Origin of the sequence: Viridibacillus sp. FSL H8-0110 (assembly GCF_038003565.1) — a bacterium.
In the GTDB taxonomy this organism is placed as follows: Bacteria; Bacillota; Bacilli; order Bacillales_A; family Planococcaceae; genus Viridibacillus; species Viridibacillus arenosi.
In genome coordinates this window covers 815,205-836,077 of the sequence record NZ_JBBOPJ010000001.1, presented here as the reverse complement: position 1 = coordinate 836,077, position 20,873 = coordinate 815,205, and the positions used below count along the sequence as shown (strand labels likewise).

Here is a 20,873-nt window from a genome sequence, read left to right as displayed (position 1 = left end):
CCTTGCGATAATAGTCGCGCGTTGCATTTAAGGTAATTTTATATAGCAGGTTGTAAATCTCTCATGATTAAATTGGTGTAAAAAACGGTAAAGCTTTATAAATACTTCTTGAGTGACATCTGGTATGTCATGCACATGAACTCCACACTGAAAAGTAAACTTTTCAACTGTTCTATGATGAAGCTGTATAAGTAGGCTATATGATTCTAAATCCTCACTTTGAGCTTTGGCGATTAGTTCCTTAACTGGCATTGTCCCCCCTCGCTCTCTGTTGTTCTGTTGGTGATACGATAGAAGTTTCAATTTTGTTTCACAAAATCCTATACTTTTTTCTAATTGATTGAGGTAGAATAAAACAATCCTTACTAAAAGGAGGACATAAAAAGTGTCAAATAGGGATCAATTTGCGTCAAAGATAGGATTTATTTTAGCGGCAGCTGGTAGCGCCATTGGTTTAGGGGCTATTTGGAAGTTTCCGTATATGGCTGGTACTAATGGTGGTAGTGTCTTTATATTGCTATTTATTATATGTACATTATTTATTGGACTGCCTATATTAGTGGCTGAATTTATGATTGGACGACGTGGTCAAACAGATGCTGTTTCCTCATTTAAAAAACAAGCTCCAGGTACACGTTGGTTTTTAACTGGTTGGGCAGGTTTTATATTGTCTGCTATTATCTTATCCTTCTACAGTGTTGTTGGTGGATGGATATTAAGTTATATTGTTCGTGCAATTTCATTTCAATTATCTGGTAGTGGCGAAGATTATTATGGTGAGCTTTTTGCCTCTATTACATCAAATCCTTGGGAAGTTGTCATTGCCCAAGCTGTATTCTTATTTCTCACTGTCTGGATTGTACAGGGTGGAGTAAAAAACGGGATTGAAAAAGCAAGCAAATGGATGATGCCATTACTATTTATTTTCTTTATCGTATTAGTTATCCGTTCTTTAACTTTAGATGGTGCAATTGAGGGCATTAAATTTATGTTCGTACCTGATTGGTCATATTTCACAGGTAAAACGTTATTGATGGCTTTAGGACAAGCATTCTTCTCCTTAAGTGTTGGGGTTTCGGCTATGCTGACTTATGCTTCTTACTTATCAAAAGAAACGAAAATAGGTAGCTCTGCAATGAATGTTGCTTGGATGAATATTGGTATTTCTTTATTAGCTGGTTTGGTAATATTCCCTGCTGTATTTGCATTAGGTTACTCTCCTGACCAAGGTCCAGGGCTAGTCTTTATTATTATACCTGCTGTGTTCCAGCAAATTCCTTTTGGTTCAGTGTTTATGATCATTTTCTTTATCTTATTATTATTTGCAACAGTGACATCTGCTATTGCTATGTTAGAAATTGTTGTAGCAACTGCGATGGGTCCAAAATATGATAAACGTAAGCAATATTCATGGCTATGCGGCTTTGGGATTTTCATCGTTGGTATTCCTAGTGCATTATCTTTTGGTGCATTGTCAGATATTAAAATTTTCGGTCTATCGATTTTTGATTCAGCTGATTTCCTTACGAATAATATTGGTATGCCAATAGGTGCACTACTTGTTGCTATTTTCTCAGGTTATAAAATTTCGAAAGCAGACGCTGCTGCTGAATTGGACACAAAAGATTGGATCTTCCAAACTTGGCGTATTCTTGTTCGTTTCGTCGCTCCAATTGCAATTATTATCGTCTTTATTCAAAGTGTGTTCTTTAGATAACGTCATTTTTCTGTCACTTAAGTTAGAAATTTCATCACTCAAGCCGTGATATAATTTAATTATTATTATTGTAGACGATTTGAAAGGAGTGCTTTATTTATTATGATGATTCAAGATTTTCATACTCAGCTTCGCCAACTTCGTGGTGAACGTAATATTTCACTCGAGGAATTATCTTTACAAGTTTGTGTTAGTGCAGGGAAACTAGGGCGCTATGAATCTGGAGAAGATATTCCTTCAAAAGAGACGATTTTCAAGCTTTCAAATGCATTAGAAGTTCCATTGTCTAACTTAACGGACGGTTTACAATTACATTAAGTAAAAAAAGCCTTATTGCTCGAGTTTCATCGAGCAATAAGGCTTTTTCATTTATACGATACATTTGGCTTCAAATTTTACGGCTAATAGCTTATATGAAATTCCGATACATTCTTCTATAGGAATCCATCTTTCGAATGACTGCTCGTAAATTCCTTGAATTTTCTTACCTAACACAGTTGGATCATCAATATGCTGTAATTCCGCTACGACATCGGCTGCTTCCGTATCATATGTGAAATTCCCCATTTCAAAAGGATCCCACTCAGAAAGGATATTTATAGCCTTTCTATTCATTGCAATATTCTCCATATTTTTTCACCTATTTACTTTTCATCTTTAATGGTTATGATAACATAGATATAAAAAAAGAAAAGAGGGATATGCTTGAGTAGATTTGACAAAGTGATTAATAGACGAGATACAAACTCAGTAAAATGGGATATGATGAAGGCAATTTACCAAATTGAAGATACATCAGATATCTTACCAATGTGGATTGCAGATATGGATTTTGCTGCTCCTGAAGTAGTAACTAAAGCCATCCGTGAGCGTTTAGAACACCCTGTGCTAGGTTATGCAGTTGCAGATAATGCAACAACAGCAACGTTCGTCAATTGGGTTGAAAAGCGCCATAATTGGACAATCGAAAAGGATTGGGTTCTCTATCATAGTGGTGTTGTCCCTGCCATTGCATCTATTGTTGAAGCTTATACAAAGCCAAAAGACAAGATTTTAATCACCCCGCCTGTTTATCCTCCATTCACTAATGTTCCGATTGCGTTAAAACGTGAGATGGAAGAGTGTGTAATGGTAGAAAAAGATGGTCATTATTCACTAAACTTTGAAGCGTTTGAAAAAAGTGCAGCAAAAGAAGCAGTGAAGTTATTCATTTTATGTAACCCACACAATCCAGGGGGAATCGTCTGGAGTGAGGACGATTTACGTGAAATGCTTCGAATTTGTGCAAAACACGATGTACTGATTTTGTCAGATGAAATTCACGCAGACTTAATACTTGATGGTAAAAAGCATATCCCTCTCGCAAAAATTGCTGGTGAAGAGGCTGCTCGTGTAATTACTTGTATGGCACCAACGAAAACATTTAACTTAGCAGGTGTACAAGTAGCTATGATGATTGTTACTGACGATTCTATGCGTGATAAACTTTTACAAAATGCTGCTTCGCATGGTCAAATGGGACCTAACATTTTTGCTATTGATGCAATGAGAGCCGTATATACTGAAGGTGAAGAATGGTTAACTGAGTTATTGTCATATGTGTCAGCTAATATGGACCTTGTTATTGAGCAGATTCCTGCTGCTGTTCCTGGCATTAAAATTGTAAAACCTCAGGGTACATACTTATTATGGATTGACTACCGTGGAACTGGTTTAGAAGAAGAAGAAGTGATGGAACGCTTGTTACATACTGGGAAACTCGCTTTAGATCCAGGTTCTAAATACGGGGAATCAGGTCTCGGATTCGTTCGTATGAATGTAGCCTGTTCAAAAGCAACTGTACAGGACGGCATTGAAAGATTTATAAAAGCATTTAAATAAGCAAAGAAAAACCAGTCGAATCTAATTCGACTGGTTTTGTTTTGCGTCTTGTTGACGATTTTGAAGAATTTCTTCCTCTAGCATTTTTGTTTTAAGCTCTTGTTTTTTGGCCATTTTTTTAACAGTAAAAAACACAGCGACACATAGAACTAAAATAATTGCTAATTCAATTGCTGCTGGAAGATATTCCGATTTGTCTTCAGGAAAATAGAGAAACTCATTTAATACCCAAGTTTTCATCTGAGAACACTCCAATTATTATTTTTGAAGAATTTCAATTGATTGAATTGAAATGTCTTCAAGTGGTTTGTCACGCATGTCTTTTTCTACATCAGCCATTTTATCAACGATGTCCATACCTTCTACAACTTGACCGAATACAGTATGTTTGTGGTCTAACCAAGGTGTACCGCCGTTTTCTGTATATGCTGCGATAATTTCTTCTGGATAGCCAGCATCTTTCATTTGTCCGATCATGTTAGCTGGAACTGATGGCATTTGAACGATGAAGAATTGGCTTCCGTTTGTACCTGGACCAGCGTTAGCCATTGATAAAGCACCACGAATGTTGAATAAGTCATTTGAAAATTCATCTTCAAAAGTTGATCCATAAATGCTTTCTCCACCCATACCTGTACCAGTTGGATCTCCACCTTGAATCATGAAGTCTTTAATAATACGGTGGAAAATGATACCGTCATAATAACCATTTTCAGCGTGAGTTAAAAAGTTTTGAACTGTTTTAGGTGCATGCTCTGGGAATAATTTAATCTTGATTGAACCTAAAGTCGTTTTCATTTCTACTAATGCTTCGTTTGCTTGTACTTCAGTTGTTAATTGTGGATACATAATATACTCTCCTTTATAATCGTGAATGTTTAGTTACCCTTTTTACGGGGAAAATAAAAGTAATTTTTAAAGTGGGTTTATCCCACCATCGCAACCTTAATAACTTCAACACTTTGAGGTTGCGTATACTACTTGGATACCTCGTCATAGTCTATCACAATTCACACTATTTTTCAGTTAAAAACTCCACCATTAGCATTTGAAGAGCTTCATTCAAAATTCATAATGCTTTATACTACGAATAGACCAAATAATACAGCGAAAGAAAGTGCTCATATGAACCCACAGCAAAAACGCAATTTTATCATTATCTGGTTTGCTAACTTGTTAGTTGCAGGAACAACTACTATGATTATGCCCTTTCTATCATTATACATTGAAACGATGGGCAATTTCACCGAAAGTTATGTCCAAAAATGGGCAGGTTTAATCTTTGGTGCCACATTTGTGTCTGCTTTTCTAATGTCACCTATCTGGGGACGAGTTGCAGATAAATATGGCTATAAACCAATCTTAATTATTAATGGCTTTGGCATATCGATCAGTATTTTCTTTATGGGACATGTACAAAGTGTAGAACAGTTTTTCTTATTACGCTTATTCATGGGTATTGTAACGGGATTCATCCCGACATCTCTTGCGTTTATAAGTAGACAAACACCAAAAGAAATTGCAGGAAAAACCCTAGGAACTCTACAAATGGGGAGTGTAACAGGGACACTTTTTGGTCCAGTTGTCGGTGGTTTGTTGGCAGATGAATTCGGTTTTCAGTATACGTTTATTATTACTGCGATTTCCATTGCAACTGCTGCCCTACTTATCATTTTCGGTGTCCGTGAAATCCAAAAAGTGAAAAAGAAAAATGCGATTGTATACTCTCGAATAGCAGTATTAAAAGGCATATTCCATCATCGTTTATTATTTAATGTCATGATGATTACAAGTCTTATTCAAATCGGAAATTTCAGTATTCAACCTTTACTTTCTCTTTATGTATCCGATTTAACAACTAGTGGGCAGGTTGCCTTTCTAGCTGGACTGACCTTTAGTGCTGCAGGTGTTGGGAACTTATTATTCGCAAGGTTCTGGGGCAGGCTTGGTGACCAAATAGGTTATGAAAAGGTGTTAACAATTCTTTTAGCAATAGCTGTTGTTTTCATTATTCCACAAGCGTTTGTGACATCACTTTGGCAATTGATGGGACTTAGATTGTTGTTCGGTATTGCAGTTGGTGGTCTAATTCCTACTACTACGGCTCTAATACGTCGCGAAGCACCTATAGATATCCAAGGTGAAGTCATGGGCTATAATACAAGCTTTCGTTTCCTAGGGAATATAATCGGTCCTACATTTGGGGGAATCGTCAGTGGATTTATCGGAATTTCTTCCGTTTTCTACGTAACAGGCTCATTATTTTTAATAGCTTTCATTTTATTAAAGTGGACACGTAAATATCCAAAACAGCATTTAGAAGACATTTTAGAATCGTAAATTGGGATAGCATATTTTTATTAGATTACGGCTGAGAAATACTTTATTTTTTTACAGCCTTCTTGTAAAATGTGCTATTCTTTTTTATGAGCGTTTTCATTTCTTTAACCTTACTATACATATAGAAACATTTAATTGAGGGGGGTATCATTGAGAAAAGTAGTTGGTAGTCTTATTATTATCCTCTGTATTCCTTTACTGTTTTTTCTATTCGAACAAATTTCAATAGAAAAGAATACAGCTAATACTTTGGATAAAAAATTCACATCTTCCATTCAGTTAGATGCGACAAACTCACTCATTCCAACTGTCATAAGAGATCAAAATAAGGATACCTTTTCAGAGGAATATACAGAATGGCGCAAACCTATGAAGCTTGCGGATATTCCAGAGTTTGTTCAAGAACTATTTTTATATAGTGAAGATGAGCATTTTTATGAACATATCGGCTTTGACTTAAGTGCCATTGCGCGTGCTATTGTTGCAAACTCATCAAGTGGTGAATCTTCCCAAGGTGGGAGTACCATCACGCAACAACTTGTTCGCATGCGTTATTTATCAGAGGAAAAATCTTATGAGCGAAAAGTACTTGAAATTTTCTATTCATATGAGTTAGAAAGAAAAGCTTCTAAAGACGAAATTTTAAATATGTATTTGAATGAAATGTACTTTAGTAATGGCGTTTATGGTATTGGTGGTGCATCAACTTATTACTTTCAACGCCCAGTAAATAAACTAACAAAAGCTGAGATGGCATTTTTAGCGGCCATTCCAAATAACCCCTCTTTATATGACCCTGTCAAACATTTTGTTAATACAAAGAAAAGACAGGAACGCCTTATCAACAAACTAGTGGATAAGGAAATTCTAACAAAGAAACAAGGAAAGAAAATTAAAAAAGAAAAAATAACACTTACTATCAAGCAGAAAAAACAACTTTACCCTGCCTATAGTACGTATGTATTAAGTGAATTACGATCATTAATCGCCGACAAAGAAGGATTTACAAAGCAACTTAAAGCAGCTAAAACAACTTCTGAAAAAAGAGGCATTAATAAAAAGCTGACTAAAAGGGTTAATACTTTGCTAAATGATGGTCTGATTATCGATACTGCCCTATCTCCTATTAAGCAAAGAGCTGACCAGAATGCAATCGATCAAGCCATTTCCTATACTCAAGATTTACAAGCAGCAGCCGTTGTTATTGATAATAACAATCGTGAAATTGTTAGTATTTATGGAGGTAAGGAGTATGAGAAATTTGATTATAATCGAGCATTTCAGGGAGTACGTCAGCCAGGTTCTGCATTTAAGCCATTAATTGATTATGCACCTTATTTTGAAACCACATCAGCAACTCCTAATACGATTGTGAGCGGTCAGCCTTTCTGCATTGGCTCTTACTGCCCTCAAAACTATGGTGGACAAGTGATTGGCAATGTAACGCTTCAACAAGGTTTCCGAAATAGTTACAATACTGTTGCTATGCGTTTGTTTCATCAAATTGGTGCCAACAAAGCATTTTCCTACTTGAAGCCATTTCAATTTGATTCATTATCAAACGCTGATCACATCTATCCTGCCGCTATAGGTGGATTAACACATGGTGTTACGACATTAGAATTAGCTGATGCCTATACTAGCTTTATTAACGGGGATTACGAACCTGTTCATGCTATTCGTCAAGTACAAAGTCGCGATGGCAAGCTTCGATATGAATGGGAGCAAAAGCAAAAACAAGTTTGGTCACCTAGTACCATCCAGCATATGCGAACATTATTATCGGACGTTGTTCAAAATGGAACGGGAGTTGGTATTCATATTAACGCTCCCTATGTAGGTGCAAAAACAGGTACCACTAATGATTATCGTGATTATTGGCTTGCAGGATTAACAGATCGCTATACTTCTGCAGTATGGATTGGATTTGACCGCCCTAGAAATATGTACTGGCTTGAAAATGCTAAAATACATCATCGTATATTCTCTAATATCATGCAATAAAACAAAAAGCTGTCGTGGGTGAGTTATATCCCCTGACAGCTTTTTATGTTCCCAACATTTAAATTGGTAAACTTGCTAAAATACCGTTATACAATTTAAAAATGACATAAACAATTAATGTTATTAAGATACTCCAAAGTAAAATATCAAATATTAAAACACCAATCGTAGCACCTAACGTCATATGATTACTAATTTTATAAATGACATAAATAAAGTATGTAAGGACAGTCAGTAAGAAAATAATCATTAATAACATGAACGATTGAATGCCGAAAGCAGAAGCTATGGCTCCAAAGAAGAAAATAACATTTCCTCCCCGTGCTTCAGCGACTGTTTTACCATCAATATCTTTTGAAAAGAACAGCATTGCTAATTCATGAATTGTCTCTCCTATCAACTTTAACGCAGAGAACAACATAAAATAGCAAAGTGCAAAAACAATTAATAAAAATACACGTAACTGTATTTCTGATAAAAACTCGCGCATACCTGTGTATACACCAATAGATTTGAAGACTTCAATGGATTCTGTTACCGTATACAATCCAAAAGTTAAACTAAAAAGTATGATCGTAATAAGCGGTAAATATCCATAAACATAAGGGTTTTTCATCTAAATTCCTCGATTATTTTATTATTTATTTCCTATTTATAATATCGAACAAATACCCTTACTATCAAGGGAAACAATAAAGATTATGCCATGCAAATGTATGTATAATGAGCTATAATATGATTTGTTGACTGCATATTAAGTTTTTTTGAAAGGAGGATTTATTTGGTACAAGTATTATTTATATTCATACCAATTATCGCTGCAATCTTTATACCTGTTCTTTTTAAGAAGGTAAGAGGAATCCATACTGGCTGGTTTGTATTAATTGTTCCAGTTGTGTTAGCAGCCATTTATGCCTCTTATATTTCGAGAGTGATGCATGGAGAAACCATTGTTTCAAAGGTCAATTGGGTTCCATCACTTGATATCTCATTTATCTCCTATATTGATGGCTTAAGCCTGTTATTTTCGCTTCTGATTACGGGAATAGGTGCCTTAGTCGTTCTTTATTCTATCTTCTACTTAGATCGTACACGTGAACAATTACATAATTTCTATGTCTATTTGTTAATGTTCATGAGTGCCATGCTGGGCGTTGTACAATCAGACCATTTAATTAGTTTATATCTATTTTGGGAGTTAACATCTATTTCTTCCTTCTTATTAATCGGCTATTGGTATGACCGTGATCGCTCTAGATTTGGTGCATTAAAATCGATGATGATTACTGTATTTGGTGGCCTCATGATGCTAGGAGGTTTCATTCTTTTATCCATCATGGGTGAAACGTACTCTATACGCGAACTCATCGCACAAGCTCCGACACTTGCTTCACATGATTGGTTCACCCTATCACTAGTACTTATTCTTTTAGGGGCATTCACAAAGTCTGCACAGTTCCCATTCTACATTTGGTTACCTGATGCGATGGAAGCGCCTACACCGGTTAGTGCATATCTTCACTCTGCGACGATGGTTAAAGCCGGTATCTATTTAGTAGCACGTTTAACACCTATCTATGCTAGCTCAGAAATTTGGGTGTGGCTAGTTATGGGAGTCGGTTTATTTACATTATTCTGGGGTTCTTTCTTTGCTGTAAAGCAAACAGATTTAAAAGGCATATTAGCTTTTTCAACTGTCAGTCAATTAGGACTAATTACGTCTTTGCTTGGTGCAGGAGCTGTTGCATTCCATGTTGACCAAGCGCAGGATACTGTATTTAAATTTGCTGCCTTTGCAGCTATCTTTCACCTTATAAATCACGCGACATTTAAAGGTAGTCTATTTATGATTGCAGGTATCGTTGATCATGAAACCGGTACACGTGATATTCGCAAGCTCGGTGGATTAATGAGTCTTATGCCAATCAGCTTTACAGTTGCAGCAATCGGCAGTTTCTCAATGGCTGGTGTTCCACCATTTAACGGATTTTTAAGTAAAGAAATGTTCTTAACATCTATGCTTGCTATAAAGGACTTTAATCTTTTTGCAATGGATACATGGGGAACTATCTTCCCTATCGTCGCTTGGATAGCAAGCGTCTTTACATTCGTTTATAGCTTCTATTTTGTATTCAAAACATTTACCGGTAAATATAAACCTGAATTATTACCGAAAAAAGCCCATGAAGCACCTATTGGTATGCTTATTTCACCAATAATTTTAGCTTCACTTGTGGTAATCATATTCTTTATCCCCAATATAATTGGAGACGTTTTTGTAAAACCAGCTGTTCTAGCTATTCAACCATTCTTATATGACTCAGCTAGTGCTATTCCAATTCATGTCTCTGCTTGGCATGGCTTTAATACTGAGTTATTTATGACAATCGGTATTTTCATTGTTGGCTTCTTGCTATTCTTAACGATTCCAAAATGGCAAAAGTTATACAAAATCGCACCAGATTGGTTGTCACTAAATCGTTTATACGACCGATTCATGACATTCTTAGATAAGGATTTAAATTTTATTTCAAAACTATATATGACTGGTTCAATTCGCAATTACTTAGTCTATATGTTCTCTTTCATCGTTGTCATTACTATTAGTACTTTATTTGTAAAAGATGCTTTTAGTTTCTCGATGGAGGGTACAGCACCAATTCATGTGTATGAGATTATTTTAATTCTCGTCCTGATTATTAGCACTATAACTGTTTTGCTCTCAAAATCACGCTTAACAGCCATCATTGCGTTAGGAGCCGTAGGTTATACAGTAGCGCTGTTCTTTGTTATCTTTAACGCGCCAGACTTAGCTTTAACACAACTCGTTATTGAAACGGTGTCGGTAGCACTATTCTTACTTGCGTTTTATCATTTACCGAAACTTAGTCGACATGAAGAGCGGATTCGATTCCGCTTAAACAACTTTATCATCTCATTAGGTGTTGGTGTAATGGTGACACTCGTTGCTTTGTCTGCACAATCTCAAAAGCTTGTACCTTCTATTACGGAGTATTACAAAGAAACCGTCAATACATTAGCCGGTGGTGGTAATATCGTAAACGTAATCTTAGTAGACTACCGTGGATTCGATACATTATTTGAAATTACGGTGTTATCTATTGCTGGTATGGCTATCTTAGGTATGATTAAACTCCGCCTAAGTAGAAAGGAGAATGAGCATGAAAACAAATGATGTCATATTAAAAACGACTTCACATGTCGTATTTTTTATCATCTTTCTCTTTTCAATTCATGTCTTTTTAGCAGGTCACTTTGCACCTGGTGGCGGATTTGTTGGAGGTTTACTTACTTCAAGCGCCATCGTACTTTTACTGTTGGTTTATGATTTAAAAACTGTTCAAAAATTATTACCGATCAACTATACAATTATGACCGCTAGTGGTTTAGTTTTAGCACTCGGAACTGCTTCTATAGGTATGTTTTTGGGTAAACCTTTCTTCAAGCATTATTTTGACCATTTCTATCTACCGTTAATTGGTGATACTGAATTGCATACTGCAATGCTTTTTGATACAGGTGTTTATCTAGTAGTTGTTGGTGTTACGTTAACAATCATTCAATCGATTGGAGGGGATGATTGATGGAAGTCATAATGGCCATTGCCATTGGTTTTCTATTCATGGCAGCTGTCTACTTAATGCTATCTAAAAGTTTACTTCGCATTATTATTGGTACTGGCCTTCTTAGCCACGGTGCTCACCTACTTATTTTAACAATGGGTGGTTTAGGCGGCAGTGCACCTCCAGTGTTATCAGAAGGCGTTACAAATATGGCTGATGCCATCCCACAAGCGTTAATCTTAACAGCAATTGTTATTAGCTTTGGTGTTACTGCTTTCTTCTTAGTACTAGCTTATAGAGCTTATCAAGAGCTTGGCACGGATGATATGAATTTAATGAGAGGAACTGATGAAGATGATGAGTAATTTCCTATTGTTGCCAATCATCATCCCGTTCTTCTTTGGAATGTTGTTGATGTTTGCACCAAAAAATATTCGTTTTCAACGAACTGGAGCAATGACAGGTTTATCAATTGCTGTAGTTGCTGCTATTGTATTGTTATTTAAAGTGAAAAACGAAGGCCCGCAAGTTGTAACATTTGGGGACTGGCCTGTTCCATTTGGGATTACGATGGTTTCAGATATGGTATCTGCATTGCTAGTTCTAACATCTGTTATACTTGCTTTCTTTACTGTATGGTATAGCATTGCAGCTATAGGTAAAGAACGTGAATCGTACTTCTACTACCCAGGTATTTTATTTATGCTGACCGGTGTGAATGGTGCCTTTACTACAGGTGATATCTTCAACCTATTCGTTTTCTTCGAAGTGTTGTTAATGTCATCATACCTGTTAATCGTTCTTGGTGGCGAAAAGGCACAATTACGAGAGTCCATTAAGTATATTTTAGTCAATGTAATTTCATCTGCTATTTTTGTTATTACAGTAGCTTATCTATATTCGGTTGTAGGCACGCTAAATATGGCTGATATCGCTGTGAAAATTGCAGACATTCAGCAACCCGGTATTATTACCGTCATTGCTGTTTTATTCTTAATTGTATTTGGATTAAAAGCAGCCATTTTCCCACTGTTTTTCTGGTTACCTTCTTCATATGCCGCTCCTCCTATTCCTGTGCTTGCACTATTTGGAGCGTTATTAACTAAGGTTGGCGTTTATGCTATTACTCGTACATATACGCTATTCTTCGTACATGATATGGGCTTTACGCATGAACTATTAATGATTTTATCAGTGCTAACGATTCTCGCCGGATGTATTGGAGCATTAGCATACTTCGATGTAAAGAAAATCATTATTTATAACATTATTATTGCAGTCGGTGTTATTTTATTTGGGGTATCTCAAATGAATGACAATTCTTTAATGGGCGCAATGTTTTATTTGATCCATGACATGCTAATTAAAGCAGCACTATTCTTCTTAGTTGGTATCGTCATTGCTGTTACAGGTACCTCAGATTTACGGAAAATGGGCGGTCTTATGAAAACTCATCCTGCTTTAGGATGGTTTTACTTAATCGCAGCATTTGGACTTGCTGGTATCCCACCATTAAGCGGTTTTATAGGTAAACTTTTAATCGTTCGTGGAGGTTTTGAAGCAGGTAATCTATGGGGAAGTTTATGGATTTTATTATCCAGCTTAGTCGTTTTACTATCTGTAATTCGCATTTTCATCTATGCATTTTGGGGCAAAGAGAAAAGTCCATTACAACCTGTGGAAAAAGGTTACTATCGAATGATGTTTATCCCCACTGTTATTCTAGTAGTGCTGACGGTATTTTATGGCGTTGGTTCAGAGTGGATTACACCATTTATGCAAGATGCAGGAAATATATTAAATAATCCATCTGTGTATACAGATGCCGTGTTAAAGGAGTAGATGACGATGGCATTTCAAATCTTATTAAACTTCTTTATCGCATTTATATGGATGTTCTTGTCTACTAACTTCGCTTCAAGTAACTTTGTAGTAGGTTTCATCTTAGGTATGATCATGATTTATATTATGCGAAATTTCTTCACTAGTCGTCTATATATTAGTCGATTTTGGGCAGTAATTAAACTAGTAGTTCTGTTTATGAAAGAGCTGATACTCGCTAATTTCCAAGTATTTATGGTTATCATTAAGCCTAAGCTTGATATGAATCCAGCATTTTTCGCTATGCAAACTGAACTAGAACAAGACTGGGAAATTACGTTGTTATCCAGTTTGATAACTTTGACTCCTGGCACGATCGTTGTCCATCTGTCGGATGATTCAAAAACACTTTATATACATGCAATTGATATTGATGATGTTGATTCAGCAGTTGACTCTATCAAAAATTCCTTTGAAAAGGCCATCCTGGAGGTGAGTCGCTCATGACGTACTTTATTTGGGCTATTATTGTCATTGTGACACTATCACTAGTCGGTATAGTTTACCGCCTTGTGAAAGGGCCTTCTGTTCCAGATCGTGTGATAGCACTTGACTCAATAGGTGTTTCTATCATATCTCTAGTTGGCCTATTTTCCATTTTCATCAAAACAAGTTTCTATTTAGATATTATTTTACTGTTAGCGATTCTATCCTTTATCGGTACTGTAGCTTTCTCTAAGTTTATAGAGAAAGGAGAGATCATAGAACGTGACAATTCTCGCTAATATATTAATCGTTTTAACAATCTCTTTTGGAGCGATATTTATCATGGTTACCGCGATTGGCCTAATTAGACTACCTGATGTATATTCGCGGTCTCATGCGGCTTCTAAGAGCGCTACATTAGGTGTTATGAGTATTTTAATCGGCGTATTCTTACACTTTTGGTTAATAGAAGATCATTTTAATCCTCGTATTTTACTCGGTATTTTATTTTTGTTCATCACAGGTCCTGTTGGTGGCCATGTTATAGCTCGTGCAGCCTACTTTTCAGGTGTAAAAGCTTGGAAAGGTACTGTAAAGGATGAATTAAAACCAGAATATGAACGCAAAATGAAAGAAGCTTCTATAAAAGAAAAAGAATGAAAAAAGGCTTTTGTCTCCATACAAATGGGACAAAAGCTTTTATTTTACCAGTAAGGTCTACCACATGGAGGTCCAAACGGTGGTCCGCATTGTGGTCCGAAGTTCGGTCCAAAATTCGGTCCGTAATTTGGTCCATAATTTGGCCCAAAGTTCGGTCCATAGTTTGGTCCATAAAAACGATTGTAATGTTGATGTGGTCTAATGGATGATCCAACTAAACCACCAAGAAAACCACCAAAAAATGGTCCGCCGAAAAATCCGCCGCGAAATGGAAACATAAGCCTCCTCCTTTCTTTTCTATCCTATGTATCATAGGAAAGAACAGCTAGGTCTTGGCCTATTTCACTATATATCTTCCTCTGCTAAACGCTCGATAAATGTTGCCAGAGTACGCACCATTACGCCAGTGCCACCTTTAGGTCCTAAATCATGTGCACCATGAGCATCTGAAGTTCCAGCTATATCTAAATGAATCCAAGGTATATCACCAACGAATTCTCCTACAAATCCTCCTCCGAAAATCATATGCCCATCAGAACCAGGAGAGTTATTTAAATCTGCTACATCACTTTTACGAATTCGTTTCTTATCGTTTTCTGTTAAAGGTAAACGCCATACGAATTCTCCTGATTCTTCAGAAGCTTCAAGGAATGTTTCAAATAATGTCTCATCATTTGTTAAAGCACCAGTTTTATCATAACCTAGAGCTGTAATGACGCCTCCTGTTAATGTTGCCACATCGATGATATAGTTTGCACCTTGTTGTTTTGCATAAGTTACAGCATCTGCTAATACGAGACGACCTTCCGCATCAGTGTTTAATATCTCTACAGTTTTCCCACTATATGTTGTAATAACATCATCTGGTTTAAAAGCTTCACCTGAGATCATATTGTCTGTTGAACCAATAACAGCGATGACGTTTTTGTTTGGACGTAATTCGCCAATTATTTTCATTGCGCCAAGTACAGCAGCAGCTCCACCCATATCGCCTTTCATACCAACTAGTCCCGTTTTAGTTTTAATAGAATAGCCACCTGTATCAAATGTAACACCTTTACCAACTAGTCCAATGACATCTTCCCATTTCTCGGTTGCTTGGTATTTAATCGTAATAACACGCGGTTCTTCTACTGAACCTTTATTGACAGCTAAAATAGCACCCATTCCTAGCTCTTCTAATTGAACTTTGTTTAAAATTTCAATTTCGAAATCATATTGTTTAGCAAGTTCTTCCGCATAATCTGCTAATTTTGCGGAAGTTAATATATTACCTGGTAAGTTCACTAAAGTACGTGCTTCATTTACAGCTTCAGCATATATTTGTCCTACTTCAAAACCAGCCACTATTTCTTGCGTATCTGCTGTCGTAATGAAACTGACTTCTTCTATTTTCACATCAATTGCATTAGACGTCGTTTTGTAATTTTGTACGTTATAATAACCTAAACCCGTGCCTTCAGCTGCAATAATTGATACTTCAGTCGGGTCAATGTCAGCAGTTACAAATGAATCTAACCATATTGAAACTGTTTTAACATTTAGTTTATGTAGTTCTTTTCCAACTAAGCCGAATGATTCGCGTAATTCATCTGTGCTTAGCATTTTGCGGTCTCCAAGTCCAACAAATAGTATACGCTTCACTTGAGTTGATGGTATAAAGCATGGGATTTTCGTTAGTTTTTTTAGATCCGTAGCAATATCCCCTTCTTTAATCCATTCTGTAATTGGATTTCCAAAGACTTCTACGAAATCTCCCCACCCTACTAATTGTTCTTGATTTTTAGATACACCAACAATTAATATATCTGCTTGTGCAGATTGAAATGTTTGACTTTCTTTAATAATGTTCATTCGAATCCTCCATTCCTATATTATCAATTCTATTATATCAAAAATATTACATCATACGAAATGTTCGGATTCCGAATTTCCTTAGAGTTTTTTCAATGTTCTGTCCTATGTTATAGTATTACTAACTTATTTTAGGCTAGAAAGGTGCTGATTTAATGGAGCTTCTTCACAATATTCCCCTGCTCTCCTCACTTTTTGCAATTATCTTTGCACAATTTGTTAAAATTCCTATTCATTTCATTGCAACTAAGAAAATCGATTGGTCACTTTTCACATCTACTGGCGGCATGCCAAGCTCACATTCTGCGGCTGTATCAGCCCTTACAACAGCTATTGGCTTTGAAAGTGGTGTGGATTCACCTTTGTTTGCTGCTTCCACGGTATTTGCTATAATCGTTATGTTTGATGCAACTGGAATACGTTATCAAGCAGGACAACAAGCAGTCATTATTAATCAACTGCGCAAAGATTTCCAAGTCTTCGTCAATGAAGCGAAAGGCTGGATAAACAAAAAAGAAGAAGAGAAAATGCAAGAGCTAAAAACACTACTAGGTCATAGACCAAGCGAAGTATTCTTCGGAAGTTTAACTGGCATACTCATTTCAGTTTTCGTCTATACAATCTTTTAAAATGTAAAAAAGCAGTGTCCGATATAAAATCGTGACACTGCTTTTTTTGTGAATCGAATATTCAAGTTAGAACATACGATAGCCATTTCTTCGTAGTGCTTTCATTACTAAACCTGCAATAATAGCGCCTGCAAGTCCACTTGCTAGAATAAGAATATCAACTAATTGTAATGATACTAGTTTATCCCCTAATGCCGGGAATGCCGTTCCTGGCTTAAAGAAATAATCGAAAAAACCCACTTCATCAACAATGAAGATGACTACTATTGGGTAGACAATCGCCATGAACCAAGTAGCACGGAGTAACATATTGATTAAGAACCCGATACCAAAGAACATAACGAGGAATAATATCATTGATAATACCAATTGTACAATTGAAAATGAACCAGCCATATATTCGAAACCTCCATTTTTCCTCTCATAAGTGTACATGATTGGAACAATGCTTTCAACGACTAGTAAGTAATTTCAAAGCTTTGTCATAATTCAAATATTACTAGAAAAACAATTTATATGCGGTATAGCCAAATATATTATCTGGCTCTAAATTATCTAATGCACTTTTACGAGCATTAATTTCTGTTTTTAATAACTCTAGTATCATTAACGACGTACGCTCGTCCTCTTTTAAAGCTAATGGAGACATCCAACATGCCTCATATAATTCCTCTAATTGTGCAACAACTGGCTGTAATGGATCATTCGCTATTAAATGAAAAACGGCTAAATTATCACTTATATCATTTTTTAGTACGCCTGTCCGCAAACCAATTAAGCCTAGAATGGTAGCGTCAATTCCTGTTTCTTCTTTTATTTCTCTAATTACAGCTTGATCTGCAGTTTCAGCTGGCTGTACAAAACCAGCAGGTAATGACCATTTACCATCAAGACCACCATAGCGCTTCATCACTACAAGCCATTCACCATTATTATTCTCTACTAAACCTGATACACCTAACCAAACTTTCATACGGTCTTGTTTATTCAATGACATTACCTCCCAATAAAAAACTCCCTACAGTTATAATAACTGAAGGGAGTGTGAAAGGTATAATTATAGTACGTTAAATTTACCTTTTTTAAGAACTAAGCCAGCGCCACCAACCATGTAAAGTGCACGGTTATCGATTACTTTTTTCATGAATGAAGCCGATTTACCTGTGATTTCTTTACCGAAAACTTCACCGATTGCATCAGAATCACCTAGAGAACATACAGTACCTTTAAGTGCTGGTACGAATTCTTTAGTGTCTTTGCCTTCGATTAAAGCAATAAGGTTTTCAGCAACAGTGATTGCTTGTTGCATAGCGATTTGAGCTGTTGTTGGGTAAGGACGACCAGCTTCTTCATTCATTAAGAATGCACAGTCACCAACGATGAATACTTCAGGGAATCCAGGTACACGTAAGTCTTTATCAACTGCAACGCGAGCACGTTTAGATGGGATATCTGATTCTTCAACAATGCGAGAACCACGAACACCGGCAGCCCATACTACAGTACCAGCTTTGATGAATTCGAATTCTTCTTCGCCTTTTTTAATTTTAACGCCTTCAGGAGTAGCTTGAACTACTGGAGTACCGATTGAGAATTCGATACCTTTTTTAGTTAGATAACCAACAGCGTATTCTACTAATTCACGAGAGAACATAGGTAATACAGTTGGAGCTGCTTCTACACAGACAACTCGTACTTTTTCTTGCGGTGCATCATATTCTTTGCAAAGCTCTGGAATACGGTTAGCTAATTCACCAAGGAATTCGATACCTGTAAATCCTGCGCCACCAACTACGATTGTTAATAAGGTATCATCTTTTTCAGCAGGAGCTTGTGATGCCCATTCAGCGAACTGAGAGTTAATATGATCGCGAAGTTTACGAGCTTCGTTTACATCAGAAATACCGAATGCAAATTTATCTAAACCTTCGATACCAAAAGTCTCACCTTCAAAACCAAGACCTACTACTAGGTAATCGTATGACATTTCACCAGCATCAGTAATTACTTTTTTATTTGTAGCGTCAATAGATTCAACAGCTGCTTGTACAAAGTTAACTTTGTTATTTAACACACTTTGAATGTCATAACGTACTTTCTCTGGAGATAGAGTTCCTGCTGAAGCTTCGTGTAACCAAGTTGACTCATAGTGGTATGAGTTTTTGTTTACAATTGTAATATCGGCTACATTAGAACCAATTTTCTTTTGCAAGTTAACAGCTGTTGTTAAGCCACCATATCCTGCACCCAATATTAATATTTTCGGTCTATTCACTAGAATCGAAACCACCTTTAAAATTTTATATTCTCTGACCAATAAAAAAGAAGTATTTTACATACTTCATCTCTACCATCAGTGTGTCTATTTTTCGACAAAATACCTACATACTATATTAGACCTTTTGTTAACTGATTTCAATAGAGTAATGTTGAAAAAACGAGCTAATTAAGTTACTATTTCAGGGTTGTTTTTTTTCTATTTATCCCTTTTAGTATAATTTATTAATTTTTGTCAATTTATCATTATGATAAATACATGCATAATATTCGTTCACAAGCAACTAATTAGATGCTAAATATTAGTTTATTTATTCCCCTAAAAAAATAAAGTATCCATAAAAAAATAAAAACCTTCTCAAAGTTATCGAAATGAGAAGGTTTTTTTATATAGTTTTTAGATTAACAACTTTCAGGAGTACCTTCTGTTTTGGCTGTTCTAAACGAAGTTCCACAACCACATGATGCGATAGCATTTGGATTATCAATTGTAAACCCGCCACCCATTAGTGATTCTTTATAATCGATTTTAGTTCCTTTTAAGATTGGTGCATCTTCACTGGAAACAAGAATTTGTAAACCATGTTCTTCTTGTATAAAATCATTTTCTGCCTTTTCGTTTTCGAATCCCATACCGTATGACAGACCACTACAGCCGCCACCTTTTACAGCAATGCGTAAAAAAGAGCCTTCTTCTTCATTGTGCTGCATCATTTCTTTTACATGGATAGCAGCAGCTTCAGTAATTTCAATTACTTGCGTCATCTGTGTCACCTTCTTTCATGTTTCTATCATAACAATAATTTATGTTGGAGTAAAACATCTCATACTCGGAAATTTGACACATCTAAAGGCCTTTCATCTGGTATAATTGATTCATATATACAAATAGGGAATGAGGACTACATTATGGAAATTTCACCTTATTACGAGAAGCAAATAGACTGCATTCATTGTAAAAAGAAATTTAAAACAATAAAAGTGCGATCAAAATTTATTAAGGTTAGTAATAATGAAAGTGATTTTCATCCGTTATACGAAAATGATTTTAACCCTCTTTTATATAATGCATTTGTATGTGAGCACTGTGGATTTTCTTTCACGGAAGACTTTACAAAATATTTTGGACCAGGCATATCAGAAGAGATCGATCAAAAAATCAGCTTGCATTGGAAAAAACATTCATTTGATAAAGAACGAACTATAGATGATGCACTTCAAGTATATAAATTAGCACTAGTTTGTGGACATATAAAAAAAGAAAAGCATATTACACTAGCGGGACTTGCATTAAGAACAGCTTGGCTATACCGTACGCTTGATAACAAAGAGCTAGAAAATCGATTTATGCTTATTGCTCGAAATCAATATATAGATGCTTTCTCCAATGGCGATCATAACGGTACTTCTATGTCGGAAGTTCGTGTTATCTACTTAATAGCCGAATTATCGAGAAGATTAGGAGAACGCGAAGAAGCCATTCGCTACTTCTCTCGTGTAATAGAAAAGCAACGTAGTTCAAATGAAACGAAAATTATTGAAATGGCCAAGGAACAATGGCAAACAATGAGACTTGAAAATGAAATGACTGAACGCACCAAAGTTCTATGATTCCTTTTG

The 20,873-nt window shown here is 36.0% G+C and carries 25 protein-coding genes; 14 read left to right on the top strand and 11 right to left on the bottom strand.

What is annotated here, in order from left to right; genetic code table 11:
* Positions 1-27: 27 nt before the first annotated feature.
* A complete protein-coding gene (locus tag MHH98_RS04135) occupies positions 28-252 on the bottom strand; it encodes a sigma factor (RefSeq protein ID WP_235175762.1) in 225 nt (74 codons plus the stop codon).
* A gap of 133 nt (positions 253-385) precedes the next feature.
* Between MHH98_RS04135 and MHH98_RS04130 the strand changes: the two genes are divergently transcribed.
* On the top strand, positions 386-1,717 hold the full coding sequence (locus MHH98_RS04130) for a sodium-dependent transporter (RefSeq protein WP_340712239.1): 1,332 nt from the start codon (positions 386-388) through the stop codon (positions 1,715-1,717).
* A gap of 102 nt (positions 1,718-1,819) precedes the next feature.
* Positions 1,820-2,035: a helix-turn-helix domain-containing protein gene (locus tag MHH98_RS04125; protein ID WP_327192149.1), complete on the top strand. Its 216-nt coding sequence runs from the start codon at positions 1,820-1,822 to the stop codon at positions 2,033-2,035.
* A gap of 51 nt (positions 2,036-2,086) precedes the next feature.
* Here MHH98_RS04125 and MHH98_RS04120 read toward each other — a convergent pair whose 3' ends face one another.
* Entirely contained in the window at positions 2,087-2,347 is a 261-nt protein-coding gene (locus MHH98_RS04120) for a DUF1871 family protein (protein WP_340712238.1), read from the bottom strand.
* 75 nt (positions 2,348-2,422) lie between these two features.
* On the opposite strand from MHH98_RS04120, the gene MHH98_RS04115 reads away from it, so the two are divergent.
* On the top strand, positions 2,423-3,598 hold the full coding sequence (locus MHH98_RS04115) for a MalY/PatB family protein (protein ID WP_340712237.1): 1,176 nt from the start codon (positions 2,423-2,425) through the stop codon (positions 3,596-3,598).
* A gap of 21 nt (positions 3,599-3,619) precedes the next feature.
* Here MHH98_RS04115 and MHH98_RS04110 read toward each other — a convergent pair whose 3' ends face one another.
* Together MHH98_RS04110 and MHH98_RS04105 are read right to left on the bottom strand one after the other, a co-directional pair.
* Positions 3,620-3,838, bottom strand: a complete 219-nt coding sequence (locus MHH98_RS04110) for a hypothetical protein (protein ID WP_038188496.1) — start codon at positions 3,836-3,838, stop codon at positions 3,620-3,622.
* An 18-nt stretch (positions 3,839-3,856) separates the two neighbouring features.
* Positions 3,857-4,447 (bottom strand): peptidylprolyl isomerase, encoded by a 591-nt coding sequence (locus MHH98_RS04105; RefSeq protein ID WP_038188505.1) that lies wholly within the window; start codon positions 4,445-4,447, stop codon positions 3,857-3,859.
* A 276-nt stretch (positions 4,448-4,723) separates the two neighbouring features.
* Here MHH98_RS04105 and MHH98_RS04100 point away from each other — a divergent pair, with 276 nt between their 5' ends.
* Together MHH98_RS04100 and MHH98_RS04095 are read left to right on the top strand one after the other, a co-directional pair.
* Positions 4,724-5,938: an MFS transporter gene (locus MHH98_RS04100; protein ID WP_038189105.1), complete on the top strand. Its 1,215-nt coding sequence runs from the start codon at positions 4,724-4,726 to the stop codon at positions 5,936-5,938.
* Positions 5,939-6,088: 150 nt separating this feature from the next.
* The gene (locus MHH98_RS04095; protein WP_340712236.1) at positions 6,089-7,942 is read left to right on the top strand and encodes a transglycosylase domain-containing protein; all 1,854 of its coding nucleotides are present in this window, start codon (positions 6,089-6,091) and stop codon (positions 7,940-7,942) included.
* Between the two features lie 58 nt (positions 7,943-8,000).
* Here the strand turns inward: MHH98_RS04095 and MHH98_RS04090 are convergent, their stop codons facing one another.
* On the bottom strand, positions 8,001-8,558 hold the full coding sequence (locus tag MHH98_RS04090) for a DUF5366 family protein (protein WP_038188511.1): 558 nt from the start codon (positions 8,556-8,558) through the stop codon (positions 8,001-8,003).
* A 165-nt stretch (positions 8,559-8,723) separates the two neighbouring features.
* Between MHH98_RS04090 and MHH98_RS04085 the strand changes: the two genes are divergently transcribed.
* From MHH98_RS04085 to mnhG, 7 genes are read left to right on the top strand one after another with little or no spacing between them, the layout of a single operon-like run.
* Positions 8,724-11,138, top strand: a complete 2,415-nt coding sequence (locus MHH98_RS04085) for a Na+/H+ antiporter subunit A (protein WP_340708751.1) — start codon at positions 8,724-8,726, stop codon at positions 11,136-11,138.
* The gene (locus tag MHH98_RS04080; RefSeq protein WP_038188517.1) at positions 11,125-11,547 is read left to right on the top strand and encodes a Na(+)/H(+) antiporter subunit B; all 423 of its coding nucleotides are present in this window, start codon (positions 11,125-11,127) and stop codon (positions 11,545-11,547) included. Before MHH98_RS04085 ends, MHH98_RS04080 begins: the two co-directional genes overlap by 14 nt.
* Positions 11,547-11,891, top strand: coding sequence for a Na(+)/H(+) antiporter subunit C (locus MHH98_RS04075; protein WP_038188520.1), 345 nt, complete (start codon positions 11,547-11,549; stop codon positions 11,889-11,891). Before MHH98_RS04080 ends, MHH98_RS04075 begins: the two co-directional genes overlap by 1 nt.
* A complete protein-coding gene (locus MHH98_RS04070; RefSeq protein ID WP_076034589.1) occupies positions 11,884-13,368 on the top strand; it encodes a Na+/H+ antiporter subunit D in 1,485 nt (494 codons plus the stop codon). Before MHH98_RS04075 ends, MHH98_RS04070 begins: the two co-directional genes overlap by 8 nt.
* Positions 13,369-13,374: 6 nt before the next feature.
* Positions 13,375-13,854 (top strand): Na+/H+ antiporter subunit E, encoded by a 480-nt coding sequence (locus tag MHH98_RS04065; protein ID WP_038188523.1) that lies wholly within the window; start codon positions 13,375-13,377, stop codon positions 13,852-13,854.
* The gene (locus MHH98_RS04060; RefSeq protein ID WP_038188525.1) at positions 13,851-14,132 is read left to right on the top strand and encodes a Na(+)/H(+) antiporter subunit F1; all 282 of its coding nucleotides are present in this window, start codon (positions 13,851-13,853) and stop codon (positions 14,130-14,132) included. Before MHH98_RS04065 ends, MHH98_RS04060 begins: the two co-directional genes overlap by 4 nt.
* Positions 14,116-14,493, top strand: a complete 378-nt coding sequence (gene mnhG, locus MHH98_RS04055) for a monovalent cation/H(+) antiporter subunit G (RefSeq protein ID WP_038188527.1) — start codon at positions 14,116-14,118, stop codon at positions 14,491-14,493. The genes MHH98_RS04060 and mnhG overlap by 17 nt, the downstream gene beginning before the upstream one ends.
* A gap of 44 nt (positions 14,494-14,537) precedes the next feature.
* Here the strand turns inward: mnhG and MHH98_RS04050 are convergent, their stop codons facing one another.
* Positions 14,538-14,771, bottom strand: coding sequence for a hypothetical protein (locus MHH98_RS04050; RefSeq protein WP_051448801.1), 234 nt, complete (start codon positions 14,769-14,771; stop codon positions 14,538-14,540).
* A 67-nt stretch (positions 14,772-14,838) separates the two neighbouring features.
* Positions 14,839-16,347: a leucyl aminopeptidase gene (locus tag MHH98_RS04045; RefSeq protein WP_340708750.1), complete on the bottom strand. Its 1,509-nt coding sequence runs from the start codon at positions 16,345-16,347 to the stop codon at positions 14,839-14,841.
* A gap of 155 nt (positions 16,348-16,502) precedes the next feature.
* Here MHH98_RS04045 and MHH98_RS04040 point away from each other — a divergent pair, with 155 nt between their 5' ends.
* Entirely contained in the window at positions 16,503-16,976 is a 474-nt protein-coding gene (locus tag MHH98_RS04040; RefSeq protein ID WP_038188535.1) for a divergent PAP2 family protein, read from the top strand.
* A 66-nt stretch (positions 16,977-17,042) separates the two neighbouring features.
* Here the strand turns inward: MHH98_RS04040 and MHH98_RS04035 are convergent, their stop codons facing one another.
* The 4 genes from MHH98_RS04035 to MHH98_RS04020 form a co-directional block, all read right to left on the bottom strand.
* On the bottom strand, positions 17,043-17,372 hold the full coding sequence (locus tag MHH98_RS04035; protein ID WP_038188547.1) for a YuiB family protein: 330 nt from the start codon (positions 17,370-17,372) through the stop codon (positions 17,043-17,045).
* A gap of 103 nt (positions 17,373-17,475) precedes the next feature.
* A complete protein-coding gene (locus MHH98_RS04030) occupies positions 17,476-17,973 on the bottom strand; it encodes an NUDIX domain-containing protein (RefSeq protein WP_038188549.1) in 498 nt (165 codons plus the stop codon).
* 60 nt (positions 17,974-18,033) lie between these two features.
* Positions 18,034-19,251 carry an NAD(P)/FAD-dependent oxidoreductase gene (locus MHH98_RS04025; protein WP_038188562.1) on the bottom strand — a complete coding sequence of 406 codons (1,218 nt, stop codon included), beginning with the start codon at positions 19,249-19,251 and terminating at the stop codon, positions 18,034-18,036.
* Between the two features lie 404 nt (positions 19,252-19,655).
* Positions 19,656-20,018 (bottom strand): HesB/IscA family protein, encoded by a 363-nt coding sequence (locus tag MHH98_RS04020; protein ID WP_038188565.1) that lies wholly within the window; start codon positions 20,016-20,018, stop codon positions 19,656-19,658.
* A 144-nt stretch (positions 20,019-20,162) separates the two neighbouring features.
* On the opposite strand from MHH98_RS04020, the gene MHH98_RS04015 reads away from it, so the two are divergent.
* Complete coding sequence (locus tag MHH98_RS04015) at positions 20,163-20,864, top strand: DUF2225 domain-containing protein (protein ID WP_038188568.1); 702 nt, start codon at positions 20,163-20,165, stop codon at positions 20,862-20,864.
* The last annotated feature ends 9 nt before the right edge of the window (positions 20,865-20,873 follow it).